Genomic DNA, 14,686 nt, shown 5'->3' on the forward strand with positions numbered 1-14,686 from the left:
CCGTCGTGAGTGCGCAAGAAGAAGGCCGCGGATCCGGGATGGAGGTCGCGGTCGTTTCCGGGCTGTCCGGCGCGGGCCGCAGTACCGCCGCGAAATGCCTGGAGGACTTGGGCTGGTTCGTGGTGGACAACCTGCCGCCCGAGCTGATCGCCACCATGGTCGAGCTCGGCGCGCAGGCGCGGGGCGCGATCACCAAGGTCGCCGTGGTGATGGACGTGCGCTCGCGCGCGTTCACCGACGACCTGGCGTCCGTCATCAAGGACCTCGACGCCCGCGGCTACAAGCCGCGCGTCCTGTTCCTGGAAGCGACCGACGCGGTGCTGGTGCGCCGCTTCGAGGCCGTGCGCCGCGGGCACCCGATGCAGGGTGACGGCAGGCTCGCCGACGGCATCACCGCCGAGCGCACGCTCCTGGAGCCGCTGCGGGAAGAGGCCGACCTCGTCCTCGACACGTCGTCGCTTTCGGTGCACGATCTGCGTGCCAAGATCGAGGACGCCTTCGGCTCCGAGGCCAGCACGCAGACCCGGGTCACCGTGCTGTCGTTCGGCTACAAGTACGGCCTGCCGATGGACGCCGACCTGGTGATGGACGTCCGGTTCCTGCCGAACCCGTTCTGGATCCCGGAACTGCGCGAGCACACCGGTCTCGAGGGCGAGGTCCGCAACTACGTGCTCAGCCAGGAAGGCGCGGACGAGTTCCTCGACCGCTACCACCAGCTGCTGCGCCTGATCGGCGCGGGCTACAAGCGCGAGGGCAAGCGATACCTGACGCTGGCCGTCGGCTGCACGGGCGGGAAGCACCGCAGCGTCGCCATCTCCGAGGAACTCGCCCAGCGTCTGTCCAATGAGGACGGTATGGCCGTGAAGGTGGTGCACCGCGACCTTGGCCGCGAGTAGCGAGCCGCGAGCGGTGGCACTGGGGGGCGGGCACGGGCTGCACGCCACCCTCACCGCGTTGCGCCGGGTGACCTCGCAGGTCACCGCCGTGGTCACCGTCGCGGACGACGGGGGCTCGTCCGGCAGGCTGCGCCGGGAACTCGGCCTGCTGCCGCCGGGCGACCTGCGGCAGGCCTTCGCCGCGTTCGCCGCCGAGGACGGCGGGACACTGTGGGCGGAGGTGTTCCAGCACCGCTTCGGCGGTGACGGCGCGCTCGCCGGGCACGCGGTCGGGAACCTGTTGCTGGCCGGGTTGTTCGAGGTGCTCGGCGACCCGGTCGCCGCGCTCGACGAGGCGAGCAGGCTGATGGGCATCTCCGGCCGGGTCCTGCCGATGTCACCCGAACCGTTGGAAATCCAGGGTGAGGTCTCCGGACTGGACGCCGAGAACCCCGAGGCGCTGCGGCGCATCCGCGGTCAGGTGGCGGTGGCGACGACACCGGGACAGGTGCACCGGATCAGCCTGCACCCGACCGGGCAGGCCGATCGGCCGCCGCGCGGATGTCCCGAGGCGATCGACGCCGTCCTCGGCGCGGACGTGGTGTTCCTCGGCCCGGGGTCGTGGTTCACCAGCGTGCTGCCGCATCTGCTGGTGCCGGACCTGCACGACGCGTTGATCCGGACGGAGGCGACGAAGGTCGTCATCCTCAACCTGATCCCCCAACCGGGGGAGACGGCGGGATTCTCCCCGGAGAAGCATTTGGACGTACTCTTCGAACACGCCCCGGAATTGCGGGTGGATGCGGTCATCGCGGACCGGGACTCGGTGCCCTCACCAGCCCGGTTGCGGGACGCGGCAGGGGAACTCGGCGCGCGGGCGTTGCTGGGGGCGGTGGCTGACCCGGTCGTGACGGGGCGGCATGATCCTGATGCGCTCGCGGGCTGTATGCGAGACGCTCTCGGTCTCACCGGGGGAGGAGCTGAAGGTATGGAGGGGCAGCGATGGCGATGACCGCCGCCGTGAAGGACGAGCTGAGCCGGCTGGAGATCACCAAGATCGGCCCGCGCCGCGCGGAGGTCGCGTCGATGCTGCGATTCGCGGGCGGGCTGCACATCGTGGCCGGCCGCGTCGTGGTGGAGGCCGAACTCGACACCGGTTCGGTGGCGAGGCGGCTGCGCAAGGAGATCCACGAACTGTACGGGCACCAGTCCGACGTGCACGTCATTTCCTCCAGCGGCTTGCGCAAGGGCACGCGGTACGTCGTCCGGGTGGTCAAGGACGGCGAGGGACTCGCCCGGCAGACCGGCCTGATCGACCAGCGCGGCCGCCCGGTGCGCGGGCTGCCCGCCGCCGTCGTGTCCGGCGGCGTCGCCGACGCGGAGGCAGCCTGGCGTGGCGCTTTCCTGGCGCACGGTTCGCTCACCGAACCCGGCCGCTCGTCGTCGCTCGAAGTCACCTGCCCCGGCCCCGAGGCCGCGCTGGCGCTCGTCGGTGCGGCACGAAGGATGGGCATCCAGGCCAAGTCGCGCGAGGTGCGCGGCGCGGACCGGGTCGTCGTGCGCGACGGTGACGCCATCGGCGCCCTGCTGACCCGCCTCGGCGCGCATACGAGCGTGCTCGCGTGGGAAGAGCGGCGGATGCGCCGCGAGGTGCGCGCCACCGCGAACCGGCTCGCGAACTTCGACGACGCCAACCTGCGGCGTTCGGCCCGCGCGGCCGTCGCGGCGGCGGCCCGGGTCGAGCGGGCGCTGGACATCCTCGGCGAGTCCGCCCCCGAGCACCTGCTCGCCGCGGGCAAGCTGCGCCTGTCGAACCGACAGGCCTCGCTCGAAGAGCTGGGCCAGCTGTCCGACCCGCAGATGACCAAGGACGCCGTCGCCGGCCGGATCCGCCGCCTGCTCGCGATGGCCGACAAGAAGGCGAAGGAACAAGGCATCCCGGACACCGAATCCGCGGTGACCCCGGACATGCTGGAAGAAGACGAGGCCTGACCCCCTTCCGCATTTAGTCCTCTCCATGCGTTTCGTCGCACGCGCAAGGACCGCATCCAGAGGACTAAATGCGTGGGTCAGGCTTCCCGCGGTCGCCAGTGCGCCAGCTGTTCCCGGACCTTCTCGGTCTCCGGATGCCGTTTGCCCCGGACCTCGACCGAGTCTCCCAAGAGCAACGCCCACTCCGAGAGCGCTTCGGTGATCTGACCGGCTTCGGCCCGGACCAGCGCCTGCCCGAATCGGAGATCGAGGACGTCGGGATGCCTGTCGCCCAGGCGTTCCCGAGCTTGGGTCAACAGCTGTTCGTACTCCTGCACTGCCGGAGGAGCACCCTCGGTCAGAGCGCTCCAGAAGGCGATGTTGTGCCGGACGTGCATGACGATCACGTCGTCGCCCAACGCGTTCTTCGCCCGTGGCAACAGTTCCCGGCTCAACCGCAGGGATTCCGCGCCGTCACCGGTCTTGCCGGTCGCGACCGCGAGGAGATGCCGGGCGTGCAGGGTCTCCCGATGGCTCGTCCCCAGCGCGCCGGTCGCGTCCTGGACCAGGGACTCGAAAGCGGCCCTGGAATCCTCCGGGCGGCCCAGTTCGCCGAGCAGATGACCGATGTTGTTGCGGATGCTCAGGACTTCCTCGTCGCCCCCGCCCAACGCGTCGACGGCGATCGGCGACAGAACCTCGAACAGGGCGAGCGCTCCGGCCAGGTCGCCCGCTTTGCCCGTCCAAGTCGCGTGCCGGGCCTCGCAGCGCACCGTGATCGGGTGTGCCGCCCCGAGCTCCCGCTCCGCTCGCCGCGCCCACATCGCCCAGTTCTCCCTGTTCTCAACCGGGATCCCGGACGCCCGCCGCTCCACGGAAGCGAGCGCGTCTTCGTGCAGGCCCGCGATCCAGAAGTATTCGGCTTCGTTCGCGGCGGCGTAGGCCTGTTCGAGCGTCGGGTCCTCGCCGCCCATCGAGGGTGGGACGTCGGCGGTGGCCGCCGCCAGGTGAAGGTGGAAGCCGGCCACCGTGGCGGGCGAAGGATCGGCCCACAGGACGGTTTCGGCCGGCAGTCCCGCTTGTGTCCGGCGGACGGTGTCGCCCAGCACCGCCAGCTCGTCCCGGACCCGCACCGTCCGGTCCGGGCCGCCGCTCGCGGCGCTCGCCTTGGTCAGGATCGAGATCGGGATCGGGCCGCGCGGGGCCGCCGACCGCAGCAGCTCCGGCAGGATCGCGCGAGCCGGGCGAGGCGAGGGGATCGAGCCGGTGTCTTCGTCCCATTCCTCCGCGGGCTCCGGCCACTTCTCCTCTTGGCTCACGCTGATGAAGGTGACCGTCGAGTCGCCGAGCCGGATCACGTCGCGGTGCGTCAGTACGGTGTCGGTCACCCGCTCCCCGTTGACGACGGTGCCGTTGGCCGAGCCGAGGTCGGTCAGCCACGCGCGTTCGCCGTCCCAGCGGATCTTGCAGTGCATCCGGGAAACGCGCGTGTCGGAGACGCGGATGTCGGCTTGGCGGCTGCGGCCGAGGGTGGTGATCCCGAAGGAGAGTTCGTGATTGACCACGGTCTGCCCTGGGGCGTCGACGATCAGCGTCGCGGGCGTGATCGTCGGTGACGTGACCGCACCGGGATCGTGACCGGCCTGGGTGCCGGGCACGTTCGTCCGGGGTCCCTCTTCGTCCCCCATCGGGCGGGGAAAGGGATCCCAGCCCTCCTGCGACGGCCGCGGATAGGCGATGACCGAGGGATCCGGCTTGCGGTCGTCGGGTGCCGGGATCAGCCGCACCACGGTCGCGGACGGCAGGTTCTCCGGGGTCCGCGTCGCCACCACCGTCTTCACCCACGACAGGTCCGGATCGGTGGACAGGCTGCGAAGGAACCCGATCAGACGCGAGGCGACCTCGGGGGCGAGCTCGTCGAGCCCGTCCAGCGCGATCCGCACCGGGTTGTTCGTCCACTGTGGAGAGACGGTCCGAAGTGGACCGAGGATCGCCAGATCGAAAGCGCTTGCGCCGTTTCGTGCGCTGTCGTCGAGGGTGTTCAGGAACGTCTCGCCGGACTCGGCGAACCACGGGATCGTGTGCCGCAGCTGGCGCGCCAGTTCCCGGGCGAGCTGTTCCGCCGTCTGCCCGCGGGTGGCGAACAGGACGGCGTGCAGGAAGTCCGGCGGCACATAGGATCCGGCCACCGAAGGGCGGGCGAGCGCGGCCAGCGTCGCCGATTTCCCGGCACCGGCCGTCCCGCCGATCGTGACCAGGCGGGCCCCGGTGAGCAGATGCCCGACGATCTCCCCGAGTTCCGGTTTCTGCCGGTAGTCCGCGGTCAGCCGCTCGATGTCCGGAGCGGCGGGATTGCCCGCCAGCGGCGAACGACGCCACGTGGGGGAGGAGTTGAGCGCGAGCCACAGGCCCTGATCGGCCCCGACGATCTCGCGGGTGCCGTCGAAGCCGAGGTGGACGGCGGTCTGTGCCGGGCACAACCCGGTGACGACCCGTTTGAGATCCGCGCAGCGGACGTGCTCGCCGAAACTCGTGTGCCCCGAGCGCAGCACGGTGACCAGCGAACGGCTGAAACAGCCGTTCGCGGCGACACGGTCGTCCGACGCGGTGAGCAGGTCGAACCGCCTCCCGGCCGCGCCGACGATCCGCAGCCACCGCTGACCCGCTTGAAGCGCGCCGATCCCCGCGTGGCAGGTGTCGAGCAGGACGACCAGGCCGTCGAGCGTCGAGTAGCGGCCGAGCAGTTCCTTGATCCGCTGGGCGAACAGGAACGATTGCCTGCTGTCCACCGGCAGGCTGGTTTCCTTGGTGAGGAAGTAGAAGTCGTCGTCGGCGTATTCACCGTGCCCGACGAGCGACAGGAACAGCGTCGCCTCGTCCTCCGAAGCGCGTTCGAACGCCTCCACCAGCGCGTCGTCGAGTTCGGTCATCGTCGGGTCGACGAGCAGGCCGCGGCCGTCCGCGAGCGCGGGGACGCAGCCGCCGATGCCGGGATCCAGCAAGGCCGCCGAAACGTCCCGGCCGACCTCGGGGAGGAACGAGAGAAGGTTCAGCGAATCGCATTGCGACGCGACGACCAACGACCTCCGCTCTCCCACGGAGATCACTTTGTCTCATCGGCGGTGCACCGGCAAGCACTTCGGCGATACTGTGCGCCATGGCCCGGATCGTCCTCGTGCACGGCATCGCCCAGGAACAGAAGTCCGCGGACACCCTCGAGGCCGAATGGCTGCCGAGCCTGGCGGGCGGGGTCCGGCTCGCCGGCGATCCCGCGCTGGCCGACGCCCTGTGGCGCGACTCCCGTCCCGGCGACGCGCGGATGGCCTTCTACGGCGACCTTTTCCTCCGTGACGGCCAGCAAGGCGGCGCGGACGAACTCACCGCGGACGAGTGGGAGCTCGCCGAGGCGCTGGCGGCGGAGTGGCTCCGGAACGCGGCCTCCCGGTCGTCCCGCGAGAGCGATCGGGACCGCGCGCGAACCGATCTGGCCCGCCTCGGCGGATCTTCCGACGAGGTCCAAGGCGTCCGCGCGGCCGCCCGTCCGGTGCTGAACGCGCTGGTGCGGCTGCGGCCGTTCGCGAGGCTCGGGGTGGCGTTCGCCGAACGCGTGGTGGTCAAGGCGCTCAGGCAGGTGACGCTGTACCTCACCGACGAGACGATCCGGAAACAGGTGCAGGACCGCGTCTCCGAGCTCATCGGCCCGGAGACCGAAGTGCTCATCGGGCACTCGCTCGGCTCCGTCGTCGCCTACGAAGCCGCTCATCTGCACGGCCGTCCGCTGCCGTTGCTGCTCACCCTGGGGTCGCCGCTGGGCCTGCGGACGGTGGTCTACGAACGGACCCGCCCGCAGCCGCCGTCCGTCCCGCCCGGCGTCGCCCGCTGGGTGAACTTGGCCGACCGGGACGACCTCGTCGCCGCGAAACCGGACCTCGGCCCGCTGTTCCCCGGCGCCGACGGCGTCCTGGACGGCGGCTACACCGTCGACAACGGGGCGAAACCGCACGAGGCGGCGTTCTACCTCGCCAAACGCCGGACCGGCGAGGTCCTCTCCGCCGCGTTGTCCTAGCTCGCGGTGGTGCTCAGCGCCTCGACCTTCGCGGGCTGCCAGCCCGGCGGCCCGAACACGTACCCGAGTCTGTCCCGCCACGACCCGGCGGCGCGGACGTCTCGCAGGATCGAGCCGTACTCGTGGAAGCCGACCTTGAGCAGGTTGTGGGAGTCGACGTTCTTGGTCAGCCCGTAGGTCGGCCGCTTGCCCTCGGGCACGAAGCTGCCGAACATCCGGTCCCAGACGATCAGGATGCCGCCGTAGTTCGCGTCCAGGTACTCCTTGTCGCTGCCGTGATGCACACGATGGTGTGAAGGAGTGTTGAACACGTACTCGAACCAGCGCGGCAGCTTCCGGATCTTCTCGGTGTGCACGAAGAACTGGTAGACGAGGTCGATCGACAGGCCGGTGAGAATCATCCACGGCGGGATGCCGGCGAAGGCGAGGATCGACCAGAACGGCAGCTGGAAGTACGGGGTCCACTTCTGCCGCAGCGCCGTCGAGAAGTTGTAGTGCTCGCTCGAATGGTGCACCTGGTGGCCCGCCCACATGATCCGGACGCGGTGGCTCGCCCGGTGATAGGCGTAGAAGACGATCTCCTGGCCCAGCAGCATCAGGACCCAGGTCCACCAGTCGTGCGGACTGAACTTCACCGGCGCCAGCTCGTAGAGCGCGGCGAACACGAACAGCATCGCGATGCGGAAGACACCGTTGATCACCACCGCCACCGCGCCCATGGACATGCTGGTCCGGGTGTCCTTGACGCTGTAGCCGATGACGTTGTCGTCGTGGCCCAGGACGTGCAGCGCGAGGATCTCGATCGCGACGAACAGAAGGAACACCGGCGTCGCCATCAGCACCGGGTCACTCAGATGGGCAAGAAACTCCGCCACCGCGCCGCACCCTCTTCCAGGACTCGTCATCGCTATCTGACCTTGAGGTAACTTACCCTAGGGTCATTTACCTCAGGGTAAGATATCCGCCGTGACAGAAGCAAGGGCCGTCGGCACGAAGGGGGTGCCCCGCGAAGAGCGGGAAACCCAGATCGTGCGCGCCGGGACGGAGGAATTCGGCAGGAACGGGTACGCCGGGGCGTCGATGGTGGAGATCGCCCGCCGGGTCGGCGTCACGAAACCCTTGCTGTACCAGTACTTCGGTTCGAAGGACGGGCTGTACCTCGCCTGCCTGCACCGGGCGGGGGACAGGCTGACCGAAGGGGTCGCCGAGACGATGGCGGAGGAGGGCGAGCCGCCCGAGCGGATGCCGCTCGCGGTGCTCTCGGCCATCTTCGAGACGTTCGACAACGACCGGTACGCGTGGAAGCTGCTGCGTGACCCGACGGTGCCCTCGACCGGGGAGATCGCCGGGGTCGCGGTCGACTACCGCTACCGGCTCGACGGGTTCGCGCTGGTCGGCGCCGCGCAGCTGATGCGTTCGCGCGGGCTGGACGACGAACGCGACATCGAGGCGATCGCCCAGGTGTGGACCGGGGTGGTCGATTCGCTGATCAGCTGGTGGATCGACCAGCCCGATCAGGACGCCGCGGCGATGACCGAACGCTGCTCGCGGATCATGCGGAACCTGTTCGGCTGGTGAGTGCGGCCGCCGCGGCCTCGCAGTCGGCGAAGGCGAGCGGCGGGCGGCCGTCCAGCGGGAACCAGGCGTACTCGGAGTTCTCCTCCGACAGCACGATTTCCGCGTCCGGCGGGAGTTCGCAGGCGAAGGCGAGCCCGATCGTCTTCAGGCCGGTGTCGCCGTAGACGGACGAATACGATCCGGCGAAGCGCAGGTTCCGGAGTTCGCAACCGATCTCTTCGAGCCCTTCGCGGACGAGATTCTCCTCGACCGTCTCGGCTCCGGCGAGGAAACCGCCGACGGTGTCCCAGCTGCCTTTCCGGGGCTCGTGCGCCCGGCGCAGCAACAGGATCCGGTCGCCGTCGAGGATGAGGCCGACGGTGGTCGGCAGCGGATTGTCGTATTTGGTGAAGCCGCAGGCGGGGCACTCGGCGTGCGTGTCTTCGCCTTCGCCGGCGAGCCTCGTCCGGTCGCCGCAGCGGGGGCAGAACGTCCAGTCCTTCACCGGCTGAAGCCTAGGCGGTTCACCGGAAAACGCCACCCCGCCCGGAAAAACCGGACGGGGTGGCGTCTCTCCAGTTCACACTGGATACGGTCGGGGTGCCCGGCGCCGCTCCGGACACCCCGGCCGTGACTCAGGACGCGGCTTTGGAGTTGCCGCGCAGTTTGACGTTGGCCGTCGAGGCGTTCTTGATCGCCGTCTCGATCTGCGCCATCGTCGAGGACGAGGACAAGCCCGGCACCGTCGCCGTGTTCAGCGCGTAGAGCGTGAACGTGTAGGGATGGCTGGAACCGCCGGGGCAGGGGCCGAAGTACTTCTGCGTGTTCGCCCCGCTGCCCATGGCCTTCTGCTTGGCGCCGTTCTGGTTCGGGACGGTGTAACCCGCTCCGAGTCCTTCGGGCAGCGACGCGGCGGACGCCGGGATGTCCCAGATCGCCCAGTGCAGTTTGTTGCCGTTGTTGGCCACGTCGGCGAAGACGATCGCGTATCCCTTGGCGGCGGTGGTCCCGGCACCCCACGCCAGCGGCGGTGAGGTGTCCTGGCCGGCGGTGCCGTCGCCGGCGCAGCTGTACTTGTCGGGGATGGAGGCGTTGTCGGCGAACGCGGAACTGGCCAGTTTGAACGCTCCCGGCTGGACGCCGCCCGGGAACTTCAGCCGCACCACCACGTTGTCGATCCCGCTCGGCGTCCCGCCGTTCTTGTCCGCGTTGGTCGAGGTGACCCACAGGCCGCCGTCCGGCGTCTTGGTGACCGAGCGGAGCCTGCCCCAGCGGCCGGAGAACAGCGACTGCACCGAGCCGACGCCGTTGCCCGACGCGTTGATCTGGGTGGCGAAGAGCTGTTCGCTCGTGACGGCCGCGACGTAGATCCAGTCGTTGACGATCTCGATCCCGCTCGGCCCGCCGGAACTGGTCGGCCAGGTCTTCTTCGGCGCGACCGTGCCGCCGCAGCTGCCGTCGGTGCCTTCGCACTGCGGCCAGCCGAAGTTGCCGCCCTTCTGGATCAGGTTGAGCTCGTCCAGCTTGCCGTCGCCGAACTCGGAGGACCACAGCTGACCGCGGGAGTCCCACGCCAGGCCCTGCGGGTTGCGGTGCCCGAAGCTCCAGACGTAGCGGGCGTTGCCGCCGGTGGAGAAGAACGGGTTGTCGCCCGGCGCCGAGCCGTCGGGATTGACCCGCAGGATCTTCCCGTTGAGCGAACCCTTGTTCTGCGCGGTGTCCTTGTTCTGCCCGTCGCCGGCGGTGGCGTAGAGCTTGCCGTCCGGACCGAAGCGGAGCCGTCCGCCGTTGTGGTAACGGTTCTTGGCGATCCCGGTGAGCACCGGGGTCGACGTGGACGACAGCTTTCCGTTGTCGTAGGTCATCTTCACGATCCGGTTGTCGCCGGAAGCCGTGTGGTACAGGTAGATCGCGTGATCGGTGGCGTAGTTCGGCGAGATCGCGATGCCGAGCAGGCCGCCCTCGCCGTTGGTGCCGACCGCGCCGGGAACCTTGCCGACCGTGGTCTTCTCGCCCGACGGGGTGATCCGCAGGATCTCGAACCGGTCCCGTTCGGTCGCCAGCGCGCTGCCGTCCGGCAGGAAGTCGACCGACCAGGCGAGGTCGACCTTCGTGATGTCCTTGTCGTACTCGGGGATCCCGCCGCCCGCGGCGCCGCTCGTCTTGGCGGTCACCGCGGTGCTCGCGGCGGAGACGTTGCCGTCGAGGTCCCGGGCCTTCACCGTGAACGTGTACGACGTGTTCGCCGTCAGCCCGGTGATCGTGGCGTCGAGGGACGGTGTCGTCGCGACCTTCGTGGCGCCCTGGTAGACGTCATAGCCGGCGATCGTGCCGCTGTCGTCCGTGGAAGCGTTCCACGCCAGGGAGACGCTGTTCGCGGTCACCGACGTCGAGCGCGGGTTGCCCGGCACGGTCGGCGGTGTGGTGTCCCCGCTGGACGGCGTCGTGAACTGCACGACATTGCTTTGCTGCGAAGGGTTTCCGGCCGCGTCGAAGGCGCCGACCGAGATGTCGTAGGCCGTGTTCGGCTGGAGGTTGTCGACGGTCGCTGTGAGCGTGTTCCCGTCGACGCTCTTGAGGACGTTGCCGCCGCGCATGACGTCGTAGCGGACCACGCCGACGTTGTCGGTCGCGGCCTCCCAGGTGAAGGTGGCGCTACGGGCCTTGACGTCCTTGGCGGCCAGGTTCCTGGGCGGGGTCGGCGCTTCGGCGTCGGACACTCCGCTCGCGGTGAGCTTGTCCGCGTTGGGACCGCCTTCCGCGGTCGTCGCGGTGGTGCGGATCTTGTTGGCCCCGGCCGCCAGCGCGACGTCCTTCGTGACGGTCTTCCAGGTGGTCCACGCGCCGGTGCCGGGGAAGGGCAGCGTCCCGGAGGAAGTGCCGTTGACGCTCAGCGAGACCGGCCTGTCGACCGTGGTTCCGTTGGCGTAGCGGAAAGTCAGGGTCTGGGTTCCGGCCTGCGCGGCGTTCACCGTGTACTCGACATAGCTGCCGACGACGTTGTCGAAGTTCACGAACCCGGTGCCGGAGTAGCCCGTGTGGTTCTTCTCGACGGCGCCTTGGGAGATCGTCGCGGCTTCGGATTCGTAGTCGGTCGGTGCCGCGCCGGCGGGCAAGGCCGGCAGGACGGCGAGGGTCATCGCCGTCGCGGCGGCACACGTGACAAGCGCGCGCCACGGGGGTCGGGGTGCCACTGGAGCCTCCATGCGTGAAGTGGGGGACGGGAGGTGCAACGGCGGACCGGGGCGGGGCCCGGCAGGAGACGTTTTAGTTAGGAAACTTTCCTATCTATGTTTCAGATCACACACCAGCGGGTGCTTCGTGTCAATAGTCGACGAAGACACTCACGGAGTGTGATGCCCGGCGTCGCGCTCACCGGGACGAGGACTAAAGGCGTTCCAGAAGGGGAGGGCGTCAGCCGGCGATGTCGGCCCGCGCGATCACCTTCACGATTTTGGCCCGCACCAAGGACTCCTCGGGTACGGCGTTGCGCTTGCCGTAGGCCTCGGCCTTGTCCTCGCCCATGTACCGGCCACCGAGCCTGGTCGCCCATTCGAGCATCTCGTCGTAGTCGTCGTGCAACACGGCTTCGGCCGTGAACTGCACATACGAGTAAGGCGGCTTCTGGTCGTCGACGGCCAGCGACAGCCGGGGGTCGCGCCGCAGCGCCTTCCCCTTGAGCGTGTCGGTGCCGGTGGTGAAGATCAGCTCGTCCCCGTCGGGCCCCTCGTTCAGCAGGAACCACACCGGCGTCACGATCGCCGCCCCGTTCGCCCGGACCAGGCCGAGCATGCCCGTCCGCGTCCCCTCGCTCGCGAAGGCCCACCATTCGTCCCGGCTCATTTCACGCATGAACCAGACGCTACCGCCGCCCGGAGGGCCGGGCACCCCGGTCACCCGTGCGGGGTGTCGGGGGTGCCGACTAGCCTGGCCTGCTGTGCGAGACGACGAGCTGACCGGGATGGGGCTGGCCGACGAGGGGCTGACCCGCCGCCTCAAGGCGCTGGCCTGCACCGCGCCCTTGCACGACCTCGACTCGCGCAAGGCGAAGCTGGACTGGGCGGACGCCACGATCTACCAGATGGCCGAGATCGCCCTGCACACGATCGACCAGGTCACCGTGTCGATGGACTTCGACACCGGTGCCGACCACGAACAGGTGATCACGCGGCTGCTGCCGTTCGTCGCGCTCCAGGCGCCGGGCCGGACGCCGGACGAGCACGCCAAGGTCGCCCGGTGGGTCCTGGACAACCTGATCAACGTCGGCACCACCGATCGCGGGTTCCGCCGCGTCTACGGCTCGATCGGCCCGGGTGGCGGCTACCAGCGCCGCCAGTTCGACTTCAAGCTGCTCGTCGAGCTGGCCGCGCCTGACGGCGAGGTCTACCTGCGCGCCACCGACGAGGCGATCAACGTGCTCGTCGGCGCGCTGGACACCGACGTCGAATCCGCCCAGATCGCGGCCGAGGTCAAACTGGAGAACCTGATCAACCGCGGCCGCCTCGCCGACGCCAAGCTCGCCGCCGAACAGGCCCGCTACCGGACCGTCCAGTACGGCGAGACCCTGCGCGCCAAACTCGACGCCACCCGGCGTGACGTGCGCGCGGTCGACTGGGAACGCGAGGTCCCGGACCTGCTGGACCAGGCGCTGTCCCATATCGAGTCCCGCTTCCGCGCCGAGAACGCGATCCTCAAGAACATCACCGCGTCGAGGGACGAGACCGAGGACCTCGACCGCAAACGCCGCGCCGCCGAACTCGTCGACATCGTCGGTGACTGCATCCGCCGCCACACGCGGCTCCAGTCGCGCCTCGCCGACGCCGGCGCGGTGTTCCGCGCCGAACAGGACCGCCAGCAGTTCTCCGGGCCGCCGCAGCGCGCGACGATCGACCTGTTCGGCCAGCTCCTGATGCCGACGCTGGGCCTGCCGATCGCCGAGGCCGTCGCGCCCGCCGAGTCGTTCTTCCACGCCGGCGCCGGGATCTCCCCGCCGACGGTGCCGTCGCTGTCCTCGCTGGTGTCGCTCCTGCTGCGGCCGGCGCCGGAACGCGATCAGCTCGTCGGCGAGATCCCGGAACCCGAGCTGATGCCCGCCGACGTCACCGACAGGTTCGGCGACGAGCAGTGGCGCCTCGCCGACGACCTGCTCGATCTGCCGGAGGTACCGCGACGGCTGTCCGGTCTGCTCGAAGAGGCCCGGCGGATCGATCCCGGGCTGCCCGCCCTGGTCGCGTTGCGGGCGGTGCACGCCTACAGTCCCGAGGTCGGCGCGGCGCTCCGGCAGGGGGAGCGCCAGGTGCTGCTGGCCGTCGACGACGGCGTGCTGCTCGAAGACCCCGAGTTCGGCGGAGCGGATCTGCTCCTTTCTTCGGCCCGGGTCGATCGTGAGGATCAGGAAGAGGAGGAGGTCGCGTGACGACGGGGATTTCTACAGGGGACGTCGAATCCGCGGCCCGGCTCGTGTCGTTCGGCATGCGGCCGAAGCAGTTGCCGTCGCGGGACGTCGTCTACGGCGATCTCGTCCGGCGCTACGGCGAGGACAGGGCGTTCAAGCAGCTCACGCACGCGGTCGCGGCGGGACTCGGGCTGATGGTGCTGGAGGTCAACCTCCAGGCCGGCGCCGTGCTGGCGGCGACCGACGAGTCCGTCTTCGAGATCAAGATGGACAGCTACGCGCGGCAGAGCAAGATCCGCGAACGCCGTGAGACCGAGAAGGTCCTGCACGGGCTCGTCCATCTGGCCACCGCCGCGCTCGGCTACCCGCGCCCGGACGACCTCGCCAACGACACCTACATCGGCCGCGTCAGCGTCGAGCAGGTGGACGCGATGGTGCGCGAAGCGTGCCGGATCCTCGACGAGCGCGCGGCCGAGGCGGAGGCGAACAACGACCCGCTGGCCGACGCTCCCGAACTCGAACAGGCTTGGCGCGCCTACGCCCGGCGTCCGGCGGCCGCGGCGACCAAGGACGGCAGGCTGGCGTCGGACACGACACGCGGCATGGTCGCCCGGGCCCTGCGTTTCCTTGCCGATCAAGGCTTTCTCGTCCAGGTCAGCGGGGAACAGGGCGGGACCTACCGCACGACGCCGCGCTATCAGGTGCAGGTGCGCGAACTCGCCGCCGACGCCGCCTTCGACGATCTGCTCGAACTGAACGTGGTCTCGGTGGCCAACGGCGGCGGCACTTTGCGCGCCACCGCGTCGGACACGCTCTAGAGGG

General features: G+C 69.6%; 12 protein-coding genes. 7 read left to right on the forward strand and 5 right to left on the reverse strand.

The window, feature by feature from the left end; genetic code table 11:
- Nucleotides 1-38: 38 nt before the first annotated feature.
- The 3 genes from rapZ to whiA are packed head-to-tail and all read left to right on the forward strand — an operon-like array spanning nucleotide 39 to nucleotide 2,867.
- On the forward strand, nucleotides 39-896 hold the full coding sequence (gene rapZ / locus AB0N89_RS27365) for an RNase adapter RapZ (protein WP_191254737.1): 858 nt from the start codon (nucleotides 39-41) through the stop codon (nucleotides 894-896).
- Nucleotides 883-1,887: a uridine diphosphate-N-acetylglucosamine-binding protein YvcK gene (yvcK, locus tag AB0N89_RS27370; RefSeq protein ID WP_364209737.1), complete on the forward strand. Its 1,005-nt coding sequence runs from the start codon at nucleotides 883-885 to the stop codon at nucleotides 1,885-1,887. Before rapZ ends, yvcK begins: the two co-directional genes overlap by 14 nt.
- Complete coding sequence (gene whiA, locus AB0N89_RS27375) at nucleotides 1,878-2,867, forward strand: DNA-binding protein WhiA (RefSeq protein WP_005152315.1); 990 nt, start codon at nucleotides 1,878-1,880, stop codon at nucleotides 2,865-2,867. Before yvcK ends, whiA begins: the two co-directional genes overlap by 10 nt.
- A 77-nt stretch (nucleotides 2,868-2,944) precedes the next feature.
- Here whiA and AB0N89_RS27380 read toward each other — a convergent pair whose 3' ends face one another.
- Entirely contained in the window at nucleotides 2,945-5,953 is a 3,009-nt protein-coding gene (locus AB0N89_RS27380) for an FHA domain-containing protein (RefSeq protein WP_364209740.1), read from the reverse strand.
- Between the two features lie 50 nt (nucleotides 5,954-6,003).
- Here AB0N89_RS27380 and AB0N89_RS27385 point away from each other — a divergent pair, with 50 nt between their 5' ends.
- The gene (locus AB0N89_RS27385; RefSeq protein WP_364209743.1) at nucleotides 6,004-6,912 is read left to right on the forward strand and encodes a hypothetical protein; all 909 of its coding nucleotides are present in this window, start codon (nucleotides 6,004-6,006) and stop codon (nucleotides 6,910-6,912) included.
- Here the strand turns inward: AB0N89_RS27385 and AB0N89_RS27390 are convergent.
- Nucleotides 6,909-7,787, reverse strand: coding sequence for a sterol desaturase family protein (locus AB0N89_RS27390; protein WP_364209746.1), 879 nt, complete (start codon nucleotides 7,785-7,787; stop codon nucleotides 6,909-6,911). The genes AB0N89_RS27385 and AB0N89_RS27390 overlap by 4 nt on opposite strands.
- Nucleotides 7,788-7,878: 91 nt before the next feature.
- Here AB0N89_RS27390 and AB0N89_RS27395 point away from each other — a divergent pair, with 91 nt between their 5' ends.
- Nucleotides 7,879-8,490: a TetR/AcrR family transcriptional regulator gene (locus AB0N89_RS27395; RefSeq protein WP_364209749.1), complete on the forward strand. Its 612-nt coding sequence runs from the start codon at nucleotides 7,879-7,881 to the stop codon at nucleotides 8,488-8,490.
- On the opposite strand, the gene AB0N89_RS27400 is transcribed toward AB0N89_RS27395, so the two are convergent.
- The 3 genes from AB0N89_RS27400 to AB0N89_RS27410 form a co-directional block, all read right to left on the reverse strand.
- On the reverse strand, nucleotides 8,465-8,974 hold the full coding sequence (locus AB0N89_RS27400) for an NUDIX domain-containing protein (RefSeq protein WP_364209752.1): 510 nt from the start codon (nucleotides 8,972-8,974) through the stop codon (nucleotides 8,465-8,467). The two genes, AB0N89_RS27395 and AB0N89_RS27400, sit on opposite strands and share 26 nt — an antisense overlap.
- A 130-nt stretch (nucleotides 8,975-9,104) precedes the next feature.
- The gene (locus AB0N89_RS27405; protein WP_364209849.1) at nucleotides 9,105-11,609 is read right to left on the reverse strand and encodes a PQQ-dependent sugar dehydrogenase; all 2,505 of its coding nucleotides are present in this window, start codon (nucleotides 11,607-11,609) and stop codon (nucleotides 9,105-9,107) included.
- A 274-nt stretch (nucleotides 11,610-11,883) separates the two neighbouring features.
- The gene (locus AB0N89_RS27410; RefSeq protein ID WP_364209755.1) at nucleotides 11,884-12,321 is read right to left on the reverse strand and encodes a PPOX class F420-dependent oxidoreductase; all 438 of its coding nucleotides are present in this window, start codon (nucleotides 12,319-12,321) and stop codon (nucleotides 11,884-11,886) included.
- A gap of 109 nt (nucleotides 12,322-12,430) precedes the next feature.
- On the opposite strand from AB0N89_RS27410, the gene AB0N89_RS27415 reads away from it, so the two are divergent.
- Together AB0N89_RS27415 and AB0N89_RS27420 are read left to right on the forward strand one after the other, a co-directional pair.
- Nucleotides 12,431-13,885, forward strand: a complete 1,455-nt coding sequence (locus AB0N89_RS27415) for a hypothetical protein (RefSeq protein ID WP_364209852.1) — start codon at nucleotides 12,431-12,433, stop codon at nucleotides 13,883-13,885.
- Nucleotides 13,882-14,682 carry a hypothetical protein gene (locus AB0N89_RS27420; RefSeq protein ID WP_364209758.1) on the forward strand — a complete coding sequence of 267 codons (801 nt, stop codon included), beginning with the start codon at nucleotides 13,882-13,884 and terminating at the stop codon, nucleotides 14,680-14,682. Before AB0N89_RS27415 ends, AB0N89_RS27420 begins: the two co-directional genes overlap by 4 nt.
- Nucleotides 14,683-14,686: the final 4 nt, after the last annotated feature.

The organism is Amycolatopsis sp. NPDC089917, from assembly GCF_040684635.1.
GTDB lineage: Bacteria > Actinomycetota > Actinomycetes > Mycobacteriales > Pseudonocardiaceae > Amycolatopsis.